The organism is Agrobacterium rubi TR3 = NBRC 13261, assembly GCF_000739935.1.
Classification (GTDB): Bacteria; Pseudomonadota; Alphaproteobacteria; order Rhizobiales; family Rhizobiaceae; genus Agrobacterium; species Agrobacterium rubi.
Genome location: NZ_BBJU01000025.1, coordinates 1 through 17,552 on the forward strand (window position 1 = coordinate 1; position 17,552 = coordinate 17,552).

At 56.3% G+C, this 17,552-nt stretch carries 18 protein-coding genes and 1 tRNA gene; 9 read left to right on the forward strand and 10 right to left on the reverse strand.

The window, feature by feature from the left end; genetic code table 11:
* Positions 1-90: 90 nt before the first annotated feature.
* Positions 91-426 (reverse strand): EthD domain-containing protein, encoded by a 336-nt coding sequence (locus tag RRU01S_RS18840; RefSeq protein ID WP_045231892.1) that lies wholly within the window; start codon positions 424-426, stop codon positions 91-93.
* 117 nt (positions 427-543) lie between these two features.
* Between RRU01S_RS18840 and RRU01S_RS18845 the strand changes: the two genes are divergently transcribed.
* Positions 544-1,470: an AraC family transcriptional regulator gene (locus tag RRU01S_RS18845; RefSeq protein ID WP_045231766.1), complete on the forward strand. Its 927-nt coding sequence runs from the start codon at positions 544-546 to the stop codon at positions 1,468-1,470.
* Positions 1,471-1,518: 48 nt separating this feature from the next.
* Here the strand turns inward: RRU01S_RS18845 and RRU01S_RS18850 are convergent, their stop codons facing one another.
* A complete protein-coding gene (locus tag RRU01S_RS18850) occupies positions 1,519-2,634 on the reverse strand; it encodes an esterase (RefSeq protein WP_234936077.1) in 1,116 nt (371 codons plus the stop codon).
* 290 nt (positions 2,635-2,924) lie between these two features.
* Here RRU01S_RS18850 and RRU01S_RS18855 point away from each other — a divergent pair, with 290 nt between their 5' ends.
* Positions 2,925-3,137, forward strand: a complete 213-nt coding sequence (locus RRU01S_RS18855) for a hypothetical protein (RefSeq protein ID WP_045231768.1) — start codon at positions 2,925-2,927, stop codon at positions 3,135-3,137.
* Between the two features lie 73 nt (positions 3,138-3,210).
* On the opposite strand, the gene RRU01S_RS18860 is transcribed toward RRU01S_RS18855, so the two are convergent.
* Positions 3,211-5,121 carry a PhoX family protein gene (locus RRU01S_RS18860; protein ID WP_045231769.1) on the reverse strand — a complete coding sequence of 637 codons (1,911 nt, stop codon included), beginning with the start codon at positions 5,119-5,121 and terminating at the stop codon, positions 3,211-3,213.
* Positions 5,122-5,315: 194 nt separating this feature from the next.
* On the opposite strand from RRU01S_RS18860, the gene RRU01S_RS18865 reads away from it, so the two are divergent.
* On the forward strand, positions 5,316-5,711 hold the full coding sequence (locus RRU01S_RS18865) for an ACT domain-containing protein (RefSeq protein ID WP_045231770.1): 396 nt from the start codon (positions 5,316-5,318) through the stop codon (positions 5,709-5,711).
* A gap of 84 nt (positions 5,712-5,795) precedes the next feature.
* On the opposite strand, the gene RRU01S_RS18870 is transcribed toward RRU01S_RS18865, so the two are convergent.
* On the reverse strand, positions 5,796-6,134 hold the full coding sequence (locus RRU01S_RS18870; RefSeq protein ID WP_045231771.1) for a DUF2147 domain-containing protein: 339 nt from the start codon (positions 6,132-6,134) through the stop codon (positions 5,796-5,798).
* A gap of 505 nt (positions 6,135-6,639) precedes the next feature.
* On the opposite strand from RRU01S_RS18870, the gene RRU01S_RS18875 reads away from it, so the two are divergent.
* Positions 6,640-6,906 carry an SEL1-like repeat protein gene (locus tag RRU01S_RS18875; RefSeq protein ID WP_045231893.1) on the forward strand — a complete coding sequence of 89 codons (267 nt, stop codon included), beginning with the start codon at positions 6,640-6,642 and terminating at the stop codon, positions 6,904-6,906.
* A 256-nt stretch (positions 6,907-7,162) separates the two neighbouring features.
* On the forward strand, positions 7,163-7,606 hold the full coding sequence (locus RRU01S_RS18880; protein ID WP_045231772.1) for an NUDIX domain-containing protein: 444 nt from the start codon (positions 7,163-7,165) through the stop codon (positions 7,604-7,606).
* Between the two features lie 4 nt (positions 7,607-7,610).
* Here the strand turns inward: RRU01S_RS18880 and RRU01S_RS18885 are convergent, their stop codons facing one another.
* Positions 7,611-8,723 carry a pyridoxal phosphate-dependent aminotransferase gene (locus RRU01S_RS18885; protein WP_045231773.1) on the reverse strand — a complete coding sequence of 371 codons (1,113 nt, stop codon included), beginning with the start codon at positions 8,721-8,723 and terminating at the stop codon, positions 7,611-7,613.
* Between the two features lie 122 nt (positions 8,724-8,845).
* Positions 8,846-9,199 carry a hypothetical protein gene (locus tag RRU01S_RS18890; protein ID WP_045231774.1) on the reverse strand — a complete coding sequence of 118 codons (354 nt, stop codon included), beginning with the start codon at positions 9,197-9,199 and terminating at the stop codon, positions 8,846-8,848.
* Between the two features lie 282 nt (positions 9,200-9,481).
* Here RRU01S_RS18890 and RRU01S_RS18895 point away from each other — a divergent pair, with 282 nt between their 5' ends.
* Positions 9,482-10,699, forward strand: coding sequence for an NAD(P)/FAD-dependent oxidoreductase (locus tag RRU01S_RS18895; RefSeq protein WP_045231894.1), 1,218 nt, complete (start codon positions 9,482-9,484; stop codon positions 10,697-10,699).
* Positions 10,700-10,709: 10 nt separating this feature from the next.
* Positions 10,710-11,504 carry an aldolase/citrate lyase family protein gene (locus RRU01S_RS18900; protein ID WP_045231775.1) on the forward strand — a complete coding sequence of 265 codons (795 nt, stop codon included), beginning with the start codon at positions 10,710-10,712 and terminating at the stop codon, positions 11,502-11,504.
* Positions 11,505-11,510: 6 nt separating this feature from the next.
* Here RRU01S_RS18900 and RRU01S_RS26255 read toward each other — a convergent pair whose 3' ends face one another.
* The 3 genes from RRU01S_RS26255 to RRU01S_RS18910 form a co-directional block, all read right to left on the reverse strand.
* Positions 11,511-11,687, reverse strand: a complete 177-nt coding sequence (locus tag RRU01S_RS26255) for a hypothetical protein (RefSeq protein WP_164470670.1) — start codon at positions 11,685-11,687, stop codon at positions 11,511-11,513.
* Between the two features lie 69 nt (positions 11,688-11,756).
* Positions 11,757-12,107 (reverse strand): hypothetical protein, encoded by a 351-nt coding sequence (locus RRU01S_RS18905; RefSeq protein ID WP_045231776.1) that lies wholly within the window; start codon positions 12,105-12,107, stop codon positions 11,757-11,759.
* 108 nt (positions 12,108-12,215) lie between these two features.
* Positions 12,216-12,306 (reverse strand) — tRNA-Ser (locus RRU01S_RS18910).
* Positions 12,307-12,893: 587 nt separating this feature from the next.
* On the opposite strand from RRU01S_RS18910, the gene RRU01S_RS18915 reads away from it, so the two are divergent.
* On the forward strand, positions 12,894-13,991 hold the full coding sequence (locus tag RRU01S_RS18915; protein ID WP_045231777.1) for a porin: 1,098 nt from the start codon (positions 12,894-12,896) through the stop codon (positions 13,989-13,991).
* 304 nt (positions 13,992-14,295) lie between these two features.
* Positions 14,296-15,318: a porin gene (locus RRU01S_RS18920; RefSeq protein WP_045231895.1), complete on the forward strand. Its 1,023-nt coding sequence runs from the start codon at positions 14,296-14,298 to the stop codon at positions 15,316-15,318.
* Positions 15,319-15,468: 150 nt separating this feature from the next.
* On the opposite strand, the gene RRU01S_RS18925 is transcribed toward RRU01S_RS18920, so the two are convergent.
* A complete protein-coding gene (locus tag RRU01S_RS18925; RefSeq protein ID WP_045231778.1) occupies positions 15,469-17,541 on the reverse strand; it encodes a lytic transglycosylase domain-containing protein in 2,073 nt (690 codons plus the stop codon).
* Between the last annotated feature and the right edge of the window lie 11 nt (positions 17,542-17,552).

The window sequence follows — 17,552 nt, forward strand, 5'->3', positions numbered from 1 at the left end:
CATTGCGGCCAGAGCTCTCTTCGAGACAAGGCGGCCTATTCGCTCGTTTTAAAGCCAAACTAAAGGCCTCCGATAGACACAGCTTCTGCGCTACTCAACCAATACGACTTCTTCCACTATGACCCTTCCGACCGAAGACAAGTCGATGAAGTTCACGTGATCTGGATCGACTCGCGTCACGAAATTTTCGCAGGAATAGAGCGTGTTCAAGTCTTCGAGATTATCGAACCATGCCTCGACAACCGCATCATAGGTGGGTTCCGGGAAGTCTGGAGCCTGAACGGAATAGTTGACGACGAATCTGCGAATTTTCTTTGCTTCCGGGATGCCAAAAAGCAGGGGCGCATGAACGTCGCGGCGATAGTTCTTGAACTCCTGAAATCCCATTTCCTGTCGGCGTTTGAAACCTAAAATAATCTTGATCATGGAAAACTCCCTCTTTTCATGAACATCGGTCGTCAGCGCCCGGTGCATTTGGTGATAGCAACTGAAAGAGGGATGAACTATGTGAGATAGTCCCAATTTCTTTTGCGATTATCTCTAATGTCATCAGATCCGCTTTCCGATGTCCTGTCACTTCTCAAGCCTGATACATATGTCGTTGGCGGATATGATCTCGGGGGGAGGTGGTCTATCGCGTTCAATGTCCACAGCGGCGTCAAATATTTTGCCCTTGTGTCTGGAACCGCGTGGATCGCGATTGAAGGTGAGGCCAATCCAATAGCACTCGATGCGGGCGATTGCGTTCTGCTGCCGCATGGAAGGCGGTTTGTGATTGCCAGAGACCTTGCCTTCACACCACTTGCCTTCGAGGAACTGCGAGAAGCAGATTGGAACGGTGGCATTGCCAGTGTTGGGGGCGGCGGTGAGGCGATGTTGCTCGGAGGGCACTTTGCGTTCTCGGATACGCATATCGACATGTTGCTCGGGGCTATGCCGCCGATTGTCCGTTTGCGAGACGACAGCGATAAACTGGGTCTACGCTGGGCGCTGGATCGAATGAGACAGGAACTTGTCGAAAAGCAGCCGGGTAGCGCCCTTGTCGTGCAACATCTTGCGCATCTTCTGCTGGTGCAAGCATTGCGGCTCTTCCTTTCCCATGGGCTGGGACAGGGTATTGGCTGGTTGTTTGCGCTTGGCGATCCGAGGATTGCAGCATCTATCAGTGCGATACATGCACATCCCGGCGCGCGCTGGACTTTGCCGAAGTTGGCGGAAAGAGCCGGGATGTCCCGCTCTAAATTCGCGCTGAGGTTCAAGGCGATTGCCGGGTCTTCGCCCATTGATTACCTGACGCGGTGGCGTATGCTTCTTGCCAAAGAGCGCTTGGCAAACGGGCATGAGCCAGTTGCCGCTATCGCCCTGTCATTGGGTTACGAATCGGAGGCCGCGTTCAGTACGGCGTTCAAGCGGGTTATGGGAGCCTCGCCGCGGAAATATGCTGCTGGATCCAACAAAGTTACGCGATAACCCGCCGCCTTATCTCTTCCAAGACAAGGCGGCAGTTCGCTTCAGCCCCTACTTCTTGAACACCTTCTGCAAATACGCCTCGAACGATGGGCGCCACACGTCCATCTCGTGGCCTAGGTCTTTATAATCCGTGTAGTCGTGATCGATCTTCTTTTCGTCCAGCGTGGCTTTGAGGCCTGCGATGTCCTTGCCGGTGACGACGTCTTTTGTTCCGACGGTAACGGTGAGGTTGCGAAGCGCCTTGTTGATCTTGTCGGGCTCGTTCAGGGCTGTGTCCACCGCCTTGTTCGGCACCGTTGTGGTGGTAACGCCGCTGAAGGTGGCGACCCAGCCGAAGGTGCCCAAGTGGGTGAGGCCGGAGACGAGGGACTGGTAGCCGCCCTGTGAGAGGCCGACAACGGCGCGGCCATCGGCATCGTCACGCACCTTATAGTGCTGTTTCATGTAGGGGATGAGGTCTTCCACCAGTTCGCGGTCGATGGCATCGGCATTGATGGGATAGAAGTTCTTGCGACGGTCGGCGCCGGGGAAGTTTTCGGCGATGGCCTCGGGAATGTCGGCTTCGGTATCGGGAATGACCACGATCATCGGCTCGATTTTCTTCTCGGCCAGGAGATTGTCGAGGATTTGCGGGGCGCGGCCCTGGGCAACCCAGGAGGCAACCGTGTCGCCAAAGCCGTGGTAGAGATACATGACTGGCAGAGGTTCGGACGCATCCGTGTAACCCGGCGGCGTGTAGACATAGGTTGCGCGCTGGGATTTCAAGGCTTTGGACGGAATGGTGACGAGGCGAAGTTCGCCATGCGGCACATCGCGCACATCGAGAATGCTGCCGGGAACCAGAATGAGGCTCGTGTTCACCTGCCGCTGCGGCTTGGGATAATTGGTGCCGGTATCGATACTGCGGAAGCCGTCTATGTTGAAATAATATTCATAGAGATTGGGCTTCAGCACATCGCTCTTTGCGCTCCAGACGCCGTTTTCTGCGCGCTTCATTTCCAGTGGTGCATTGGTGCCGAGAGCGACCGATACCGCCTTGGCCGTTGGCGCGAAGAGGCGGAATGTGATCGATCCGTCCTTTTCGACGGCGGTGACGAATTCGTTCAACGGTCGGTCTGCCGGTGGCGATGCGGGTGGTTCGGCAGCGAAAGCGGGTGCGGTCATGATGCAACTGGCCAAAAGGATGCAAGGCAAAAGCATGCGCATGAAAATATGTCCTCCAAATTACGTTACCCCCGGCCCGAAACTGACAGATGCACCCTGCCTTTTCAACTGCGCACTGGCGGGGTGAGCATAAAGATCAGGTTGCTTGCTGAAACCGGCTTTCCCGGCTAGGACCGGGCCTGGCCCGTGCAAGGGCGGCTCTCATGCAAATCGTGCGAAAGAGCTGTGGCGCGGGTCGACATTCATGAGACGCGTAAGGACATACTGTGAAAATTATAAGAGTGCTGACGATGGTTGTGATCTTCGCCGTCGTGATCTTCGGTTACCGTTGGTACAGCTACGTCACCAACACCGAGAGCCCGTACAACGAAGTCGGTATCGAGTTGAACAGCCGCATGCCAGCGCCAATCAGAAAATGGGGTTGCGACAAGCTGCACCAGACCTTCGGCAACGCTGTGCCGCCGCTTGGCTGCAGTGCTGGTGGCAGCAACGACTGGATTTGACCGGTTTTTAAAGGCCTGAAGCAGAATCAAAAAGGCGCCGCGTGAACGGCGCCTTTTTTATTGAGCAAGACAATCAGCCGATCATGGCGTTGTCATCGCGCTTGACGGCGATGAGGGCCGAGCGCGGCAGCTTGCCTTCGCCATCCGGGAAGGGCGCATCGGGGTGCTGAATGCCGACGAAATGGGTGCGCTTGTCAGCAGACCATGTCTGGCCCGTGACTTCCGCGCCCTTCGGTGCCGTCAGGAAGCGCTCGATGCGACCGGTAACGGGGTCGCCTGCCAGCATCTGGTTGTTGCCCTGTCCGGCATATTGGCCGTCATTGCTGTCTTCGCCATCCGTCTGAATCCAGAGCAGACCGGTCGAATCGAACATCATGCCATCGGGCGAGTTGAACATGTTGCCGGAGTTGATGTTGGACGAGCCCGCATAGGCATCCTTGTGAACATCCGGGTTGCCGGCCATGCAGAACAGGTCCCATTTGAACTTGGCGTCCGCGTGGTCATCATTTTCTGGATACCAGCGCACGATCTGGCCGTATTCGTTCTTTTCGCGCGGGTTTGCCGCGTTGATAGCCATGGCATCGCCGCCGCCATTGGCGCGAAGCTTGCCGTCTTTCATAACACCGCGATTGGTGTTGTTGGTCAGTGCGCAATAGGCTTCGATGGCGACGGGGTTGATGGCGACCCATTCCGGGCGGTCCATGGTGGTGGCGCCCACCTTGGAAGCGGCCTGGCGGGTGAAGACGCAAATCTCGTCCATCTTCATGCCGGTGGATTGAGGCGTCAGCGCCACCCACTCGCCATTGCCGTCATCGTTGAACTTGGCAACGTAGAGCGTGCCTTCGTCCAAGAGCTTGGATGTATCGCCACCCGGCACATAAATGCCGTTGGAGACGAACTTGTAAAGGAACTCGCCACGCTCGTCGTCGCCCATATAGACGACCACGCGACCATCGCGCGCGATGACGACGGCGGCGTTTTCATGCTTGATGCGGCCAAGGGCCGTGCGCTTGATGGGCGTTGAGGATGCGTTGGACGGGTCGATTTCCACGACGTAACCGGCGCGACGCGGCTCGTTGGGGTGCTTGGACACGTCGAAACGCTCATCGAATAGCTCATAGCCGTAGCGGGTTTCGGCCGCGATGCCGTAACGCTTGTAATCGTCAGGCATCTTGAAGGCGGCGTCGGTGGAGCCGAAATAGCCGTTGAAGTTTTCTTCGCAGGTCAGGTAGGTGCCCCACGGTGTGCGGCCCGCGCCGCAATTGTTGAAGGTGCCAAGACAGTCGATGCCGTTGGGATCGGTCTTGGTCTTGACCAGTTCGGAGCCTGCGGCGGGGCCGGACAGCTTCATCGGCGTGTTGTGGTGAATGCGGCGGTTGAACGGGCTGCCGACCACGATCTCCCAGCCATCCTTGCCTTCCGCTACTTCCATGACGGTCACGCCCTGCATGTGCTGAAGAATCTTCACCTCGTCCAGATTGGCAGGCATGCCCTTTTCGCGGTGGGGCAGATTGGTTTCGTTGTTCACATATTCATGGTTGACGGCAATCAGCTGATGGCTGCCGACCACGAACAACTCCATGCCATCGGTGTTTTCGCCGAAAACCTTGTCCGAGTTCTCAAGGCTGACACCCTTGACCGGGTCGATATCCGACACGTTGGGAAACAGAGGCTGGCCCCACTTGGCAACCGGCTTCCAGCTATAACCTTCGGGCACGTGAATGGTGTTGTCGGTGGTGGCCGCAATTGGCTTGAACGGAAAGCGCGATGCGGCTTCCTGCGCCTGTGCCGATGTGGAAGACGCCAGATTGCCGAGCGTGCCGAGTGCGGCGGCAGCAGAACCGAAGGCCAGAACGCCGCTAAGGAAGCCACGACGCGAAATCGCCGATTCGACCACACGGTTGAAATCGGTCACCGCTGGTGGCGGGTTCTGAAGCTCGTCCCACTCATCCCAGCTCAGCTTGCTCGTGTCGATCTTTGTCATAGCGCTCTCCATCCGCTCGTTGTTTGGAATACTTCCAGACAGGGCAACTAAAGAGGGTTTATTACAGCGATATGACGGAGGGAATCCAACAAAACAATCTTTGATTGCAGCTACCGCTACATCATAGGGGTATATGTTCTTATGTCGCTCATTTTGTTAGGCATGGTCCAGCCGGAGTTTCGTGGAGCAGTGCTATGGGCAAGTCGATCAAACTGAAAATTCTTCCGCAGGCCTATGCCATTGCGCGTCTGGACCCGGAGGCAGCAATACCGGATTGGGCGGACGGAGCAGGCTTTGTCAGCATCAGTCGCACAGATGACGAACTGTCGATCGTCTGCGTCGAGGGCAGGGTACCGCAGAACGCTCGCAAGGATGCGGGCTGGACCTGCCTCAAACTTCTCGGCCCCTTCGAATTCGGAGAGACGGGCATCGTCCTGTCCGTCATCAGGCCGCTATCGGAAAATGGTCTTGGAATTTTTGTCGTCTCCACGTTCGATGGAGATCATCTGCTGGTCAAAGCCAGCGACTTAGAAAAGGCTGTTTCGCTGCTTGCGGAGGCCGGGCACATCGTGTCCGACGCAGATGACTAAGCCGTCGCTCCCGTTGCAAACGCAACTCATGTGGTGTGGTTGACCACATGAGGTTTTTATCTGCGGGAAAGAACAGGCGGGGGTTTAGAGCCGTGTCCAGGTCTGGGATTTGCACAGCACTTTCAGCACGCAGCCCTTCATGCTCAGCGAACTGCCCGAAACGGTGCCAGTACCGGCATAGGTCTTGTCGTTGGCGGGGTCGGTGATTTCGCCGGAATAGCTGTTGCCCTTACCGCTCATCTTGCCGATCTGCTTTCCGGCATGCTTGCCGGTCTTCAGGGTCACGCAATAGGCAGAGCCGCACTGGGTGATCGCTGCGGTCTCGCCGCTGGCCGTCTTCCAGTTGCCCTCGATGGCTTCTGCAGCAAAGGCGCTGCTGCCCATCAAAAATGCGGCGGCGGCAAATATCGTCATTCTCTTCATAGGGACCTCCCAATCCAGCTTTGGCTGAACCTTGCAGTGTTCAAGGTTCGCTCTCGCATCTCCTCATGCGAATACGCAGATTTATAGTTTACGTGGACGTAAAAGGAAATATGGGCGGAGGCAAAATTCAGCGATTTTCAGCTCTTTGCGCCGCTGAAAATCATCCATCCAAAAATGCCGAGTTGAGACGTGGTTACGAAAGGGTTGAATTCCATCCGTAAACTTTTCGTAAAATTGTCTGCAAAGTCCTTAATTTCCGGGGCTTGTGATATTTAACAAAAACCCAACTTTACCAATCGTTTGGACTTTGTTTGCCCCCTATTAATCATGGATTTTAAGTGCCCGTTGAAGCCCGTTTGGCATAGTGGGGACATCGAAAGAGCAGAGCAAATCTGCCGACGGACAAGGCCAGAACAAGCCGCAGAAGACGGTAAGGCCCCATCCGCCAAAGCTCCCGCAGAGGGGCGAAGACAGAGAGAAAAAACGGGCAAACAGGATAGAGAAAATGGCACGCTTTGAAGTTCGCGATATCGAAATGGCAGTCGCCGGTGGCCAAAGCCGCGCGGACGTCTTCTGCAACCTCGGCCTTATCTATGCGACAGGCCGTGGTTGCCCGGTGAACCTCATTGCTGCCCACAAGTGGCTGAACATCGCCGCCATCAAGGGTTCGGAACGGGCGGTTTCACTGCGCGCCGATCTGGCCCGCAACATGAGCAAGGCAGACCTCGCAACGGCACTACGCGCCGCCCGCGACTGGATGACTTCGCACTGAGTTCAGGCGAGACTTTTACAGGACAGATCAAAAAGACAGAGCGGGCTCAAGTCCGCCATTCCCCTCCCAACCGGTATCCTCCAGTCCCGGTCGGCACAAAATATAAGCCTCAAAAGGCAAGCGGCCAGATCCACGCCGACACATCAAACCGTGACCAGCAGAAACAAGGCTGGCACGGTTTTTTATTTGTCTGATTATGATCCCAAAAGTTTGATTACCGGGTAGCATGACACGAAACGAGGCTCAGCGCTTACCCATGTCGACCTATATCAAGGCACTCCGCCAGCAGATCGGATGCGAACTTCTCATTCTCCCCTCTGTCGCTGCCGTCATTCATGACGCCGACGGGCGGATATTACTTCAGGAAAAATCTTCAGGCGAGGCTTGGAGCCTTCCGGCAGGCGCAATCGAGCTGGGAGAAACGCCGCGACAGGCGATCATGCGAGAGGTCAGAGAAGAAACCGGCTTTGATGTCAGCGTGGAGAGAATCATCGACGTGTTTGGCGGCGAGGATTTTCGATATGTGTATCCCAACGGTGATCAGGTCGAATACGTGGTAACGCTGTTTAAGTGCCGTATTGAAAAGCACATTTCGGCACCATCTGATAGCGAGACGAAATCAATCAGATATTTTTCGCAACACGAGATGCCGCCACTCGCACTTCCTTATCCCAAAGCGTTGCTGTTTGAGTCCAACTGACGTCTCAGCTCAACGCCTTCAACACCTTCGGCAGCGCGTCTGCAAACAAATCCAGCTTCGCGTCCGGGGCGGCACTGACGCGGATGCAACGGTTGAGTGGCTCCACCCCGGGCATGCGGATGAAGACGCCGTGGTCCATCAGCCCATCCACGATGGCTTTGGCGTAGGCGCCGTCCTTGTGGCAATCGATGGTGACGAAGTTGGTGGCGGAGGGCAGGGGCGAAAGGCCGTTCTGGCGGGCGATGGTGGAGATGCGCTCTCGGGCGTTGGCGATGCGCTTGACCACATCGCGCAGATACGCCTGATCCTTCAGTGCGGAGAGTGCTGCGGCGATTGAAACGCGGGGCATGCCGAAGTGATTGCGGATTTTATCGAAGGCCTGCGCATTGCCCAGCGTGCCGATGGCATAGCCAACGCGCGCGCCTGCCAGACCGTAAGCCTTTGAGAAGGTGCGCATGCGCAGCACGTTGGGCATGCCGATCATGGCGCGAACGCTGGGGACAGCGCTTTCTGGTGCCGTCTCGCAATAGGCCTCATCCAGCACCAGCAGACAGGTTTCCGGCAGCGCCTTTGCGAAGGTCAACACTTCGCTCGCGTCCCACCAGCTGCCCATCGGGTTATCCGGGTTGGCGAAATAGACGAGCGGCGCGTTTTCCTTTTTGACGAGGTCCAGCAAGCCGTCGAGGTTTTCATGGTCATCTAGATAGGGCGTCGTCACCAGACGTCCGCCATACCCGGCCACATGGTAATTGAAGGTCGGGTAACCGCCGAAGGACGTGACAACAGGCGTTCCGGGCTCCACCACCAACCGCACGATCTCGCCCAGCAAACCATCCACGCCGTTGCCGATGGCGATGTTTCCGCGAGAAATGCCGTGATGGATGGCGAGTGCCTCCCGCAGCTCGAAATTTTCGGGATCGGCATACATCCATGTTTCAGTTGCTGCCTTGTGCATAGCGTCGATAACCGATGGGGCCGGGCCAAAGCCGCTTTCATTCGCGCCGATGCGCGCTTTGATATCAAGCTTGCGGTTACGCTCTATCGCCTCCGGCCCAACGAACGGCACGGAAGAGGGGAGCGAAGCGGAGAGCGAGGTAAAGCGCGAAAATGCGGACATTTCAGGAAGTTCCGTTATCCGTTGCAAGAAACGGCTTCACCATAGAATCAAAATTGGCCCGCGCAAGGCGGGCCATTACAAATGCGGTGGTTGTGACACTGTTTTTCTGCCGTCCAGACGTGTCAGAGTGCTGTCTCAAAACTCAGGCGGCGAACATGGTGGAGAAACTCGGCATCAATCAGCATGTTGAACGCGACAGTTGCCTGCTCTTCCTCGCGCCGGATCAGCGTGCAGCCGATCTCGTCCCGGATACCGAGAACTTCGAGATAGAAATTCGTCGGCAGATCCAGATGCGGGCTGACTTCGATATCCGCGCCGTAAAGCGAGATATTGCGAATGAGGCAACGCATGGTGTTTCGGGTGCTGAGATGGTGGCCGATGAAGGTGATCTTGCCGGGACGATCGACGGCATATTTCTCATACATCTCGTCCTGCGGGACGGCATCGTTCACACTGATATTAACGTTTAGCGCCATGACAACCTCCCCGATTGCCTTTTGGGTTGAACACAATCTTACGCTCGCTTCCTTGCCAAAAACTGAACATATCAGCAACATTTCTAGCTTTTTTGGCCTGTTTTGCCACAGCATTTTACGTTTTTCGGACGAAACGCATTCTCAAAACGTGTTTAAGGACAGAAGGTTGCGCAAGGCTGGCTCAGGTTGGCCTGAGCGACGCCGTCCCCCTTTCAATTTGGTTGACGCGCTGCCTCCTTCGCTTTAGGCCTTGAGCATATTCTTGGACTGATGGAGCAGCATATGGCAGGCACACTCGTCATCGTCGGTGCGGGGCAGGCCGGCTTTGCCCTTGCCGCCAAACTGCGGGCGTTGAAGGATGAAAGGCCGATCGTCATCATCGGCTCGGAAGACGTTCCGCCCTACCAGAGGCCGCCGCTGTCCAAGAAATATCTGATGGGCGAGATGAGTTTTGATCGCCTGCAATTCCGGTCTGCCGAATGGTTTGCCGAAAACAATGTCGAGATACGCCTGTCCACATGGGTCGAAGAGATAGACCGCGCTGCGAAAACCGTGCGCATGCAGGATGGCAGCACGCTTGCATATGACAAACTGGCCCTGGCAACGGGCGCTTCCCCGCGTCTCTTGCCCGCAGGCGTTGGCGGTGATCTGGACGGGGTGCTGACCGTGCGCGACAAGCGGGACGCCGATCGGTTGATGGACGATATGCAGCCCGGTCGTCGGTTGCTGGTGATCGGTGGTGGCTATATCGGTCTGGAGGCCGCAGCCGTAGCCAGACAGTTGGGGCTTGAAGTTACCCTGATCGAAATGGCGGACCGTATTCTGCAACGGGTGGCAGCGCCCGAAACAGCCGCGATCATCCGCGACATTCACCTGTCCCATGGTGTTTCGATCCGCGAGAAAACCGGCTTGACCCGGCTGATCGGCACAGACGGGCGCGTCAGCGCAGCGGAACTATCTGACGGTTCGTTGCTGGATGTCGATTTCGTTATCGCTGGCATTGGCGTGACGCCCAACGACCGGCTGGCACGCGAATCGGGCCTTGATGTCGGAAACGGTATTCTGGTCGATCAATTCACCCGCACGTCGGACCCTGATATTTACGCCATGGGCGATTGCGCGCTGCTGCCCTTCAACGACGCCGATGTGCGGCTCGAATCGGTGCAGAATGCTGTCGATCAGGCGGAAGCAGCTGCTGTCATTCTGGCAGGAGACGAAAAGCCCTATCAGCCCAAGCCGTGGTTCTGGTCTGATCAGTATGATGTGAAACTGCAAATTGCCGGTTTTAACCATGGTTATGACGAAACGCTGGTGCGGCCCGGCCAGCGCGAAGGCAGCCACTCGGTCTGGTATTTCAAACAGGGTCGTTTTGTTGCGGTGGATGCCATCAATGACGCGAAAGCCTACGTCAGCGGCAAAAAGCTGCTCGATACCGGCAAGGAACCCAACCGTGCGGTTCTGACCGACCACGCCGCTGACCTGAAATTGCTGCTCGCCTGAGGATTGCTCCATGCCCGTGCCGGAAAATCGCTTCAAGACTGCCATTCACCAGGGCAAGCCGCAGATCGGCCTGTGGTTGGATATGGGCGAGGCGATCACAGCAGAGATCGCTGGAACAGCAGGTTTCGACTGGCTGGTGATCGATGGCGAGCACGGCCCGAACGATCTGCGCAGCATCATTGAGCAATTACGAGCGTTGGCCACGTCATCTGCGGAACCTGTGGTGCGTGTGCCGACAGGCGAAAGCTGGATTATCAAGCAACTGCTCGATGCAGGGGCACGAACGCTGCTGGTGCCGATGGTCGATTCGGCAAGCCAGGCTGAAGCGCTTGTTTCAGCCATGCATTATCCACCGCGCGGTATTCGCGGCATGGGTGCCGCCGTTGCACGCGCATCCGCGTTCAACATGATTGAAGATTATTCCCAAACAGCCGCAGACGGGCTTTGCCTGCTGGTGCAAGTGGAAAACCGCGCGGCCATCGCTGATCTCGATAATATATTGAGGGTCGATGGCATCGACGGCATTTTCATCGGCCCAGCCGATCTCGCAGCCGATATGGGCTATCTCGGGCGAATCGAGGAGCCGGAAGTTCAGGACACGATCGAAGCGACGATTCGCAAGATCGTTGCGGCTGGCAAGGCGGCGGGTATTCTGACGTTTAACGAGACATTTAATCAGCGCTATTTGGAGCTTGGAGCGTCATTCGTAGCGGTGGGAGCAGATGTCACGGAGTTTTCCAGCGCATTGCGATCATTGGCGAGCCGCTACAAGGGTGGAGCGACCCTTAAGCCTTCAAGCTATTAAGTCTCATCAATCGTCGTTGCTGGCATTCAGCTTTTCCGGTGGAATACCCTTCTGCTTGGACGTGATCAGCCCCTCATGCAGCAACCGGTCTCTCAAGATGCGTTCGATTGCCGCTTCGCGCTGCAAACCGTTGTCGCGTGAAAAAGCTGTCAGTGCCACTTCCAGGTCTTCGGGAAAGCTCATTGTTGTCCTCCATATACAAAAAAGGCAAGGAGTTGACACTCCTTGCCTCATATCTGATAGGCTGAAAGCTTAGCGCCAGCGGTAAATGCTGCTGCTCTTCTGCTCCTGCGCGGCGGTTGCCACGAAGTAGCCGAGCGCAAAACCAAGCGCGCCGACGACTGTCAGCAGCGACGTTGCCGTGCCTGGATTTTCCTTCACGGCCTCGACCACATTGTGGCTCTGTGCCTTGACGGTCTGTGCTGCCGACTGAGCAACGCGTTGTACCTTGCCGCGTGCTTCATCGACAAACTCGGAAGCGTCGTCTGAAAGGACGCCTGCGCGTGCCGATACGGACTTGGACAGCGACGAAATCTGCGAGCGCAGTTCCGCAATCTGATTCTCGACTGTGTCTTCCACAACGTTCAATTTGGTCTGAGCCATTTGAAATCACCTCTTGCTGTTGGTCGAGGTGGTAACGCAGTAACCGCACGAATGTTCCGCGCAGATGCGATATCGATGTGTCGAGGATGTATAGGATTGTTTGGCTGATGGCGGAGAGGATGGGATTCGAACCCACGATACGCTTTTGACGTATACTCCCTTAGCAGGGGAGCGCCTTCGACCACTCGGCCACCTCTCCGGTGCCGCCTGATTATTGTGTAAAAAAATCGAATGCAAGGCCTTTTCTATAAAGAGGCGAAAAAGACCCATTATAGCGCGTGTTTTCCACCGACCCGTTCAAGGTGCAGGGAGCCATCGTTGTTTATCGAATCGAAAAGAGCGAATCGTGGTGCGCGCGATTCTCTTGGCCCATGTCGAAGTCGACGCCTTCGCGCTTTCCGGCAATGATACATTGTCTCATCATGGCACGCTCTTGCACATGCATAAGTCCTGCAAAATAGGCTCGTTACAGGGAGTAGATGCAGAACGCGTTGGGTGCGGAGTCAGTATAAGTAACGGATTCAAAACGTATTTTTTAACAATTTGTAAACTCTTGGTTCGCTGCGAACAGCGAAATGTGTTTTTTAAGCAACATCTTAAAACGAAGCGGGTGAGTAAAGGTGTCATAACTGCGTTTGCCGATTGCAAGCGCACGAACCTTCCGTATTTTCAGCGACGGAAGCGAGGCGGTGGATCGTCCGTTTTCGAGAACACGGGAATGGGGCAGGGAATGCTGTCCTTCAGCTTAAGAACCCAGACCCTTTTGAAACTTGACTGGAGGTCAACATGAACATTAAGAGCCTTTTGATCGGCTCCGCTGCAGCTCTCGCAGCAGTATCTGGCGCCCAGGCTGCCGACGCTATCGTCGCTGCTGAGCCAGAACCAATGGAATACGTTCGCGTTTGCGACGCTTTCGGCACAGGCTTCTTCTACATTCCTGGTACCGAAACCTGCCTGAAGTTCTCTGGTTACGTTCGTTTCCAGACAGACATCGGTCGCGACAAGTCTGGCACATCTGATTGGGACTCTTTCACGCGCGCTCAGTTCAACGTTGATACCAAGACAGACACCGAACTCGGTGCCGTTCGTGGTTTCATCGAATTCCGCGGCGATGCTGACACAGCAGACTCTGCTGGCCTCAACATTCAGCAGGCTTTCATCGAACTCGGCGGCCTGAAGGTCGGTAAGTTCTACAACTGGTGGGGCGACAGCCTTTCTGGCGAAACTGACTACCTGAACTCTGCTACACTGTTCAACTCCGTTCGTTACACCTACGATGCAGGCTCTTTCTGGGCTGGCGTTTCGGTTGACGAACTCGAAGGCCTGAATGGTCGTCTCGCTCGCATCGAAAACGGCGTTGCTACACAGGAAGCTGACAACAATGTTGGTATTTCTGCTGGCGTCGGCACGAAGCTCGCTGGCTTCACCCTTCAGCTGATCGGCGGCTACGACGTCGACCAGGAAGAAGGCGCAGTTCGCCTCATGGGTACAGCTGACATCGGTCCTGGCACGCTTGGCCTGGCCGGCGTTTGGGCATCCGGTGGTTCTGCATACTGGGCACGCTCTGAGTGGACTGTTGCTGCTGAATACGCAATCAAGGCAACTGACAAGCTGACGATCACGCCTGCTGCTCAGTACTTCGGTAGCGTTGCTGATGGCGTACGTACGAACGGTACTGGCGCTCTTGGGACAGCTATCTCCAGCGACTCTACGACACTGCGCCTTGGCAACGATTGGTCTGACCGCGATGCATGGACTGCTGGCGTAACGGTTGACTACAAAATCACCGATGGCCTGACCACCAAGCTCACTGCAAACTACTACGACGAAGACGGCCGTGGCGATCAGGTCACTGGCTTCGTTCGCCTGCAGCGCAACTTCTAATCTGATCTGACTTTGTCAGTGATGGAAAACCCGGCTTTCGAGCCGGGTTTTTTCGTTTTATCCGATGAATTTCAAACGTCTAATGCGAAAGGATCGCGGCTTTTTCCGGTAATGCTTCATTAACACTTCGGCCATCCTGCGGTTGATTTGTGACGAAGTTGCAACAGCATGACGGCAACGGTTCGACTTTAGCGCTCATTTGCTCTTTTCGCGGTTGCGCGACTCTCCGCTTATGGCTCTAATCGGTTCCAAGGACAGCATCACTCCCATCCGCTGTTTCTCATCATTTGACTTGGAGGTCACCATGAACATTAAGAGCTTTTTGATCGGCTCCGCTGCAGCACTCGCAGCAGTATCTGGCGCACAGGCTGCAGACGCAATCGTCGCTGCTGAACCTGAGCCACTGGAATACGTTCGCGTTTGCGACGCTTTCGGCACAGGCTTCTTCTACATCCCTGGCACTGAAACATGCTTGAAGTTCTCTGGTTACATCCGTTTCCAGACAGACATCGGTCGTGATGAATCCGGCACGTCTGATTGGAACTCTTTCACACGCGCACAGTTCAACGTTGACACACGCACAGACACCGAACTCGGCGCTCTGCGTGGCTTCATCGAATTCCGTGGCGACGCTGAAAACGGTGCTGGCGATTCCGGCCTCAACATTCAGCAGGCATTTATTGAACTCGGCGGCCTTAAGGTCGGTAAGTTCTACAGCGAGTGGGATAACGATCTGAACGGCGAAACGGACATCCTGTCCTCCAACACGCTGTTCAACTCTGTTCGTTACACATACGACGCTGGTTCTTTCTACGCCAACGTTTCTGTTGACGAGCTTGAAGGCACGTTCTCCACCAACGACAACAACGTCGGTGTTACCGGTGTGGTTGGCGCGAAGTTTGGTGCGGTTACTGCAACAATCGTTGGCAGCTACGACACAGACCTCGAAGACGGTGCCGTTCGCGGTATCCTGTTTGCTGACGTTGGTCCAGGCACACTCGGCCTGTCTGGCGTATGGGCTTCTGGCGTAAACTCCTACTATGGCGTTTCCGAATGGGCTGTTGCTGCAGAATACGCAATCAAGGCAACTGACAAGCTGACTATCACGCCAGCTGCTGAATACCTCGGCAACCTGTCTGCTCCGATTGGCTTCACGCCGGTTAACCCAAATGCTGACTTCACAAGCAACGATGCATGGACAGCTGGTCTGACTGTTGATTACAAAATCACAGACGGCCTGAGCACAAAGGTTACAGCTAACTACATCGACGAAGACAACGCTGACGACCAGGTTACCGGTTTCGTTCGCCTTCAGCGCGATTTCTAATCTGATCTGACTTTCCAAGTCATTCAGGAAAGCCCGGCTCTCGAGCCGGGCTTTTTCGTTTGTGATGGTTTGTTGGTGCAGCAGGTTTGAACAGGCACAAAAAAAGCGCCGGGATCGGCGCTTTTTGTTTTATGATGGTATCGCTTGAACTCAGCCGGGTCTGCCGTCTCGCAGGTCGGTGACGATGTCGGCCTTCTGGCCGAGACGGGTTTTGTAGATCTGGTAATTTTCCATGACCCGCTGCACGTAGTTACGGGTTTCGGGGAAGGGGATGCGCTCGATCCAGTCGACGACGTCGTCGATGGGTTTGCCGCGCGGGTCGCCGTAACGGGCAATCCATTCCGGCACGCGCTTGGGACCTGCATTATAGGCGACGAAAGTCAGAATGTAGGAGCCGCCGAAGCTGTCGATCTGCTCGCCCAGATAATGCGCGCCGAGTGTGGCGTTATAGCCGGCATCCGTGGTGAGCTTGGCCTGGGTAAAATCCATGCCGTGACGGCTGGCCACGCCTTTGGCAGTCCCAGGCAAAAGTTGTAGCAGTCCGCGCGCATTGGCGGGAGAGACGGCCGCTGGGTTGAAGGCGCTCTCCTGTCTGGCGATGGCGTAGGCCAAAGCTTTGCCGGAGCCGGAAATATTCGCACTGCCAGGAATGACACCGATAGGGTAGGCGAGTGCCGCCGCATCGATGCCGCGACTGAACGCCGTTTTACCGATTTGCAGCGAAACCTGATGATTATTGTTGGCTTCCGCTCGCGTCGCAAGAATTGCCAACTCGCCGGGACTGTCCATCTGCTCGGCGAGAGCACGGTAAAGACTGTCTGCCCGCCAGCTATAACCCGCCGCTTCCAGTCGTTCGATGGCACGCACGGCCTCACGGTCGGCAAAGTGCTGTCGATCATTGTCTGTTGGAGACGGGTAGGTCACGTTGATCGTCGTCGTGCCGATTCGCGCGGCAGCAAGCTGGCCGTAAAACGTGCCGGGATTGGCGGCAGCCTTGGTGAAATAGTCGCGCGCATCGCCCGGCCCACCTGCCTCAGCCGTCCGCCCGAGCCAATAATAGGCGCGCGAGGCCGAAAGCGGGCGGTTGGAGGCTTGCAGAAGTGCATTGAAATGTTTGGCCGCCGAGGCCGGGTCTTGCAGCGCCCGCAAGGCATACCAGCCCGCGTGGAATTCGGCGTCGGCAATATCCACGGCAGAGGTGGCGGAATGGTTTGCGACAATATTGTACGCTTCCTTGAAATCGCCGAGATCCGCCAGACCGCGCGCGACGATGCGCCGCTCGTTCCACCATTCCCCGGGATCGCCCAGCTGTACCGGGTCCTTCGGCGACTGCGCAAGAAGTGCTGCAGCTTCTTCGTATTTTTGTTGATGCCGCAGATTTTCAATGCGCGCGAACAGGTAAGCCGGGTCGTTGCGCATGGCGGCGGGAACGGCGTTGAGCGCTACTGCCGCCGTCTTTGATTTCTGCAGAACGGCTGCCCAGGCGGTGTAGAGCTGTGGCACCTTGCCGAGATCGGCGAAGCGCTTGGCCTGGCTGACCCGGTTGCGATACATCAGGTAGTCCATCCGCGCCTTGTGATCTGCAACGGAGAGAAGGCCGGAGAACTGGCTTAGGACGCGATCTTCCAGACCCGTATCCATGGTCTCGCTCGTCCAGATACGGCGGATCAGCGTTTGCGCCTGATCGCTATGGCCTGACGTATTGAACGCGGTGGCCAGCGCCAAGGTGCCTTCCGGCGTTTCGGGCGTGGTCGTTGCGAAATAGGCGATGACGTCAGAGGGCTGAAGGCTTTCGCGCAACATCGCGCGTTCGGAGTTTGCGCGAAGCGTCGCAATCCCTGGCCATCCGTTCAAGACACGCTGAGCGGCTGTGATTTCGCTTGATGGAACATCCCTCTGGCCGGAAATCGCAATCGCCCATGTCAAGATATGCCGGTCCAAACTGGTGACGGGCAGGGCATTGCGAATGCTCATGGCACGCGCGGCATCGCGGCTCGACAAGGCGTCGAGGCCCGCTTTCAGGTCGGACACATCGAGCGGCATGTTGGGGCGAATGATGGAGCCGGTCACATCGGGGCTGGCTGGCAAGAACGCCGGAACCGCAGGAGCGTTCGGCTTCACATAGGGCAGGGGCGCCACGCCATCTGGTGACGGGCCTGCCCAAGCGCTCCAGACGGTTGCGGCAAGACCCGCTGCCAGCAGGCCAAAAGCTGTTTTCTTCATGCCCCTACTCG

Excerpts from the sequence above, each read along its gene's own strand:
- RRU01S_RS18840 (WP_045231892.1), bottom strand. The coding sequence starts at position 426 with ATGATCAAGATTATTTTAGGTTTCAAACGCCGACAGGAAATGGGATTT.
- RRU01S_RS18845 (WP_045231766.1), top strand. The coding sequence starts at position 544 with ATGTCATCAGATCCGCTTTCCGATGTCCTGTCACTTCTCAAGCCTGAT.
- RRU01S_RS18850 (WP_234936077.1), bottom strand. The coding sequence starts at position 2,634 with ATGACCGCACCCGCTTTCGCTGCCGAACCACCCGCATCGCCACCGGCA.
- RRU01S_RS18855 (WP_045231768.1), top strand. The coding sequence starts at position 2,925 with ATGGTTGTGATCTTCGCCGTCGTGATCTTCGGTTACCGTTGGTACAGC.
- RRU01S_RS18860 (WP_045231769.1), bottom strand. The coding sequence starts at position 5,121 with ATGACAAAGATCGACACGAGCAAGCTGAGCTGGGATGAGTGGGACGAG.
- RRU01S_RS18865 (WP_045231770.1), top strand. The coding sequence starts at position 5,316 with ATGGGCAAGTCGATCAAACTGAAAATTCTTCCGCAGGCCTATGCCATT.
- RRU01S_RS18870 (WP_045231771.1), bottom strand. The coding sequence starts at position 6,134 with ATGAAGAGAATGACGATATTTGCCGCCGCCGCATTTTTGATGGGCAGC.
- RRU01S_RS18875 (WP_045231893.1), top strand. The coding sequence starts at position 6,640 with ATGGCACGCTTTGAAGTTCGCGATATCGAAATGGCAGTCGCCGGTGGC.
- RRU01S_RS18880 (WP_045231772.1), top strand. The coding sequence starts at position 7,163 with ATGTCGACCTATATCAAGGCACTCCGCCAGCAGATCGGATGCGAACTT.
- RRU01S_RS18885 (WP_045231773.1), bottom strand. The coding sequence starts at position 8,723 with ATGTCCGCATTTTCGCGCTTTACCTCGCTCTCCGCTTCGCTCCCCTCT.
- RRU01S_RS18890 (WP_045231774.1), bottom strand. The coding sequence starts at position 9,199 with ATGGCGCTAAACGTTAATATCAGTGTGAACGATGCCGTCCCGCAGGAC.
- RRU01S_RS18895 (WP_045231894.1), top strand. The coding sequence starts at position 9,482 with ATGGCAGGCACACTCGTCATCGTCGGTGCGGGGCAGGCCGGCTTTGCC.
- RRU01S_RS18900 (WP_045231775.1), top strand. The coding sequence starts at position 10,710 with ATGCCCGTGCCGGAAAATCGCTTCAAGACTGCCATTCACCAGGGCAAG.
- RRU01S_RS26255 (WP_164470670.1), bottom strand. The coding sequence starts at position 11,687 with ATGAGCTTTCCCGAAGACCTGGAAGTGGCACTGACAGCTTTTTCACGC.
- RRU01S_RS18905 (WP_045231776.1), bottom strand. The coding sequence starts at position 12,107 with ATGGCTCAGACCAAATTGAACGTTGTGGAAGACACAGTCGAGAATCAG.
- RRU01S_RS18915 (WP_045231777.1), top strand. The coding sequence starts at position 12,894 with ATGAACATTAAGAGCCTTTTGATCGGCTCCGCTGCAGCTCTCGCAGCA.
- RRU01S_RS18920 (WP_045231895.1), top strand. The coding sequence starts at position 14,296 with ATGAACATTAAGAGCTTTTTGATCGGCTCCGCTGCAGCACTCGCAGCA.
- RRU01S_RS18925 (WP_045231778.1), bottom strand. The coding sequence starts at position 17,541 with ATGAAGAAAACAGCTTTTGGCCTGCTGGCAGCGGGTCTTGCCGCAACC.